Raw genomic sequence first — 4,414 nt, 5'->3', positions numbered from 1 at the left:
CCAGATCTTCGTCAAGGGCGAGGTCATCAAGACCGTCCCCGAGTCCAAGATCGTGGAAACCCTCATCGAAGAGGCCATGAAGCTCGCCGAGCAGATGGAAAAGGACGGCACCCCTTCCGGTGAACCGTCGGTGGCGGTAGCGGGCTGACGCGGGCCGAGCCCCGAAGGGGCGCGGGGAACTGCGCGATCAGCCACGCACGACCCGCAGCCGCCCGGAATCCCAAGCCCCCCGAGCTGGAAGGCGCACGGCCAAGCCGGCGCAGCTATAGTGCGGAAACCAGCAGAACCCCAGCGTGAGGCCCCGCACGTGTTGACCCAGACCACCTCACGGGTCCTCGAACCGAGTGACCTCGAAGCCGCGCTCGCCGTCCTCGACCGCGAGCCCGTCGCCAACGCCTTCGTGACCTCGCGCGTCCGCGTCGCCGGTCTCGACCCCTGGCGTCTCGGCGGCGAGATGTGGGGCTGGTACGAGGACGGCATGCTCACGTCCCTGTGCTACGCGGGCGCCAACCTGGTCCCGATCTGCGCCACCCCGAGGGCCGTACGGGCCTTCGCGGACCGGGCGCGCCGGGCGGGCCGGCGGTGTTCGTCCATCGTCGGCCCCGCCGAGTCCACCAGCCGGCTGTGGCGGCTGCTGGAGCCCAGCTGGGGTCCCGCCCGCGAGGTCCGCACCCGGCAGCCGCTGATGGTCACCGACCGGATGCCCGCCGACATCGCCCCGGACCCGTACCTCCGTCGCATCCGCAAGGACGAGATGGAGACGATCATGCCGGCGTGCGTGGCGATGTTCACCGAGGAGGTCGGTGTCTCGCCCATGGCCGGGGACGGCGGGCTGATCTACCAGGCCCGGGTCGCCGAACTCGTCGGCTCGGGCCGCTCCTTCGCCCGGCTGGACGAGCACGGCAAGGTCGTGTTCAAGGCCGAGATCGGCGCGGCCACCGCCGAGGCCTGCCAGATCCAGGGCGTGTGGGTGGCCCCCGAATACCGCGGCCAGGGCCTCGCGGCCCCCGGCATGGCGGCCGTGCTGCGCTACGCCCTCGCCGACGTGGCGCCGATCGTGAGCCTGTACGTGAACGACTTCAACACACCCGCGCGGCGCACCTATCTGAGGGTGGGGTTCCGCGAGGTCGGCGCGTTCATGAGCGTCCTGTTCTAGACCGGCAGGACCCGGACCGGCTCGCACCGCTCGGCCGCGATCCCACCGGGGTACGCTCCCCGCATGCCGCACCCCGTGGACGACGCCGTCACCATCGGCCCCCTCGACCTCGCCGCCCGCGTCGACGAGGCCCTCGCCGTCCAGGCCGTCGCCTTCGGACTCGGCGCCGACGAGGTCGCCGTACGCCGCCAGATCGTGCTGCGGCACATGGGCCACCAGGGCGCCCGCGCGCTCGGCGCCACCACCGCCGACGGCCGCCTCGCCGGCTTCGTGTACGGCATGCCCAACAACCGCGGCCACTGGTGGTCCACGGTCGTCGAGCCCTACCTGCGCGCCGGCGGCAACGACGGCTGGCTGAACGACGCCTTCGTCATCACCGAACTGCACGTCCACCCCCACCACCAGAACCACGGCATCGGCCGCACCCTCATCACCACCCTCACCGACGGCGCCGCCGAACCCCGCTCGATCCTGTCCGCGATCGACACCGACAGCCCGGCGCGCGGCCTCTACCACTCCCTCGGCTACGTCGACCTGGCCCGCCAGGTCCACTTCCCGAGCGCCCCGCGGCCGTACGCCGTGATGGGCGCCCCCCTCCCGTTGCGCCGCCGGCCGTGGTGACTTCCGGGGGACGGGCATAACCGATTTCCACCGGCCCCCGCCACGCGGCTAACCTCGTGCCATCACCGATTCCCGGCAGGAGTACGAGAACCATGGCGAACGCACCGGTCCAGCGCATGTCCCAGTTGATGGTGAAGACGCTGCGCGACGACCCGGCGGACGCCGAGGTCCTCAGCCACAAGCTCCTCGTCCGCGCCGGCTACGTGCGGCGCACCGCCGCCGGCATCTGGAGCTGGCTGCCGCTCGGCAAGAAGGTCCTCGCCAACGTGGAGCGGATCGTCCGCGAGGAGATGGACGCCATCGGCGCCCAGGAGGTGCTGCTCCCCGCCCTGCTGCCGCGTGAGCCCTACGAGGCGACCGGCCGCTGGGACGAGTACGGGGGCGAGCTGTTCCGCCTGAAGGACCGCAGGGGCGGCGACTACCTCCTCGGCCCGACCCACGAGGAGATCTTCACCCTGCTGGTGAAGGACCAGGCGACCTCCTACAAGGACCTCCCGGTCATCCTGTACCAGATCCAGTCCAAGTACCGGGACGAGGCCCGCCCCCGGGCGGGCATCCTGCGCGGCCGCGAGTTCCTGATGAAGGACTCGTACTCCTTCGACCTCGCCGACGAGGGCCTCGCCGAGTCCTACGCCCTGCACCGCCAGGCCTACCAGCGCGTCTTCGAGCGGCTCGGCCTGGACTACCGCATCTGCGCGGCCACCGCCGGCGCCATGGGCGGCTCCAAGTCCGAGGAGTTCCTCGCCCCGGCCGGCGCCGGCGAGGACACCTTCGCCGACTGCCCGAACTGCGACTTCGCCGCCAACACCGAGGCGATCAACTACGAACTGCGGGCGGTGGACGGCTCCGCCGTGCCCGCCGCCGAGGACATCCCCACCCCGGACACCCCGACCATCGAGACCCTGGCCGCCTCGCTCGGCGTGCCGGCCTCCGCCACGCTGAAGAACCTGCTGGTCAAGGTGGACGGCGAGATCGTCGCCGTCGGCGTGCCCGGCGACCGCGAGGTGGACCTGGACAAGGTCGAGGCGCACTTCGCGCCGGCCACCGTCGAGATGGTCACCGAGGCCGACTTCGCGACCCGCCCGGACCTGGTCCGCGGCTACGTCGGACCGCAGGGCCTGGAGAAGGTGACGTACATCGCCGACCCGCGCGTGGCCCCCGGCACCGCCTGGATCACCGGCGCCAACAAGGCGAACACGCACGCCAAGAACGTCGTCGCCGGCCGGGACTTCGAGGTCGACGCCTACGTGGACGTCGTCGTCGTGCAGGAGGGCGACCCCTGCCCGAAGTGCGGCACCGGCCTGAAGCTGGACCGCGCCATCGAGATCGGCCACATCTTCCAGCTGGGCCGCAAGTACACCGACGCCCTCAAGCTGGACGTCCTCGGCCAGAACGGCAAGCCCGTCCGGGTCACCATGGGCTCCTACGGCATCGGCGTCTCCCGCGCCGTCGCCGCGCTCGCCGAGCAGACCGCCGACGAGCAGGGCCTGTGCTGGCCCGCCGAGGTCGCCCCGGCCGACGTGCACGTCGTCGCCGCCGGCAAGGCCCTGCAGACCGAACTGGCCCTGGAGGTCTCGCAGAAGCTGGCCGCCGCGGGCGTCCGCGTCCTGGTCGACGACCGGGCCGGCGTCTCCCCGGGCGTGAAGTTCACGGACGCCGAGCTGATCGGCGTACCGAAGATCCTCGTCGCGGGCCGTCGCTCCGGTGAGGGCGTGCTGGAGCTGAAGGACCGCCGGACCGGCGAGCGCGAGGAGCTGTCCGTCGAGGACGCGATCGCCCGCCTGACGGCCTGACCGGACGTCCGCCGGGGGCCGACCGCGGCCCCGGTGGACGTCTTCGCCCTACGGACGGGGGAGACCGCCGTGCCGACTCTGGAACTACTCCGCGCCGACCACGCCGAGGCCCTGCTGGCCTTCGAGCGGGCCAACAGGGAGTACTTCGCCCGGTCGGTCCCCGACCGTGGGGACGCCTTCTTCGCCGAGTTCGACGCCATGCTCCACGACCGCCTGGCCGAACAGGAGGACGGCGTCTGCCACTTCCACGTCCTGGTGGACGGCGGCGGTGAAATAGTCGGCCGGATCAACCTCGTGGACGTCGAGGAGGGATGCGCCACCCTGGGCTACCGGATCGCCGAACACGCAACCGGCCGGGGCCTCGCGACGGCGGCGGTGGCCGACCTGTGCCGCTTGGCCGCCGCCGAGTACGGCCTCCGCGCCATCACCGCGGTCGCCACCCGCGACAACGACGCCTCCCGCACGGTCCTCGAACGCAACGGCTTCACAGCGGTCGCGGAGACCACCATCGACGCACGCCCGGCAACACGGTACCGACGCGACCTGAGCACCCCCACGGCCCGAGACCAGGGACATCCCCCATACGCCTGAGCCTCGCGGCCCAGGGACATCAGCCGCTCCGCGGCGAGCGCGCAGCCCGCCCTCCGGGCGAACGACGGGACTTTCGCAAAACGCCCTAGTGTTCTGAGTCGGGAATTCTGTTCAGATATGTAGGCTTGCTCTATGGCACGGACGGGGCGGCCGAAGGACGAGTTGACGCTGTCGGACGAGGAACGGGCCGCGCTCGAGGAGTGGGTGCGGCGTCGTTCCACGCCGCAGGCGTGGGCCTTGCGGTGCCGGATCA

4 protein-coding genes and 1 pseudogene are annotated in these 4,414 nt (G+C 71.7%); all 5 read left to right on the top strand.

What is annotated here, in order from left to right; translation table 11 throughout:
* Nucleotides 1-148 (top strand): annotated as a pseudogene (locus ABZ854_RS37050) (4-hydroxy-3-methylbut-2-en-1-yl diphosphate synthase); the annotation flags it as partial.
* Nucleotides 149-307: 159 nt separating this feature from the next.
* Nucleotides 308-1,156, top strand: a complete 849-nt coding sequence (locus ABZ854_RS37045) for a GNAT family N-acetyltransferase (protein WP_361220413.1) — start codon at nt 308-310, stop codon at nt 1,154-1,156.
* 63 nt (nt 1,157-1,219) lie between these two features.
* Nucleotides 1,220-1,777 (top strand): GNAT family N-acetyltransferase, encoded by a 558-nt coding sequence (locus ABZ854_RS37040; protein WP_361220410.1) that lies wholly within the window; start codon nt 1,220-1,222, stop codon nt 1,775-1,777.
* Nucleotides 1,778-1,869: 92 nt separating this feature from the next.
* On the top strand, nt 1,870-3,570 hold the full coding sequence (locus ABZ854_RS37035) for a proline--tRNA ligase (RefSeq protein WP_361220407.1): 1,701 nt from the start codon (nt 1,870-1,872) through the stop codon (nt 3,568-3,570).
* 69 nt (nt 3,571-3,639) lie between these two features.
* Nucleotides 3,640-4,161 (top strand): GNAT family N-acetyltransferase, encoded by a 522-nt coding sequence (locus ABZ854_RS37030; protein WP_361220405.1) that lies wholly within the window; start codon nt 3,640-3,642, stop codon nt 4,159-4,161.
* Nucleotides 4,162-4,414: the final 253 nt, after the last annotated feature.

It is taken from the genome of Streptomyces sp. NPDC047028 (genome assembly GCF_040644095.1).
Lineage (GTDB): Bacteria > Actinomycetota > Actinomycetes > Streptomycetales > Streptomycetaceae > Streptomyces.
Note: the sequence above shows the minus strand (reverse complement) of the source record. Positions and strands in the feature narration are given on the sequence as shown.

Bases quoted from the DNA above. Each gene is read 5' to 3' on its own strand.
- ABZ854_RS37040 (WP_361220410.1), top strand. From the start codon at position 1,220: ATGCCGCACCCCGTGGACGACGCCGTCACCATCGGCCCCCTCGACCTC.
- ABZ854_RS37035 (WP_361220407.1), top strand. From the start codon at position 1,870: ATGGCGAACGCACCGGTCCAGCGCATGTCCCAGTTGATGGTGAAGACG.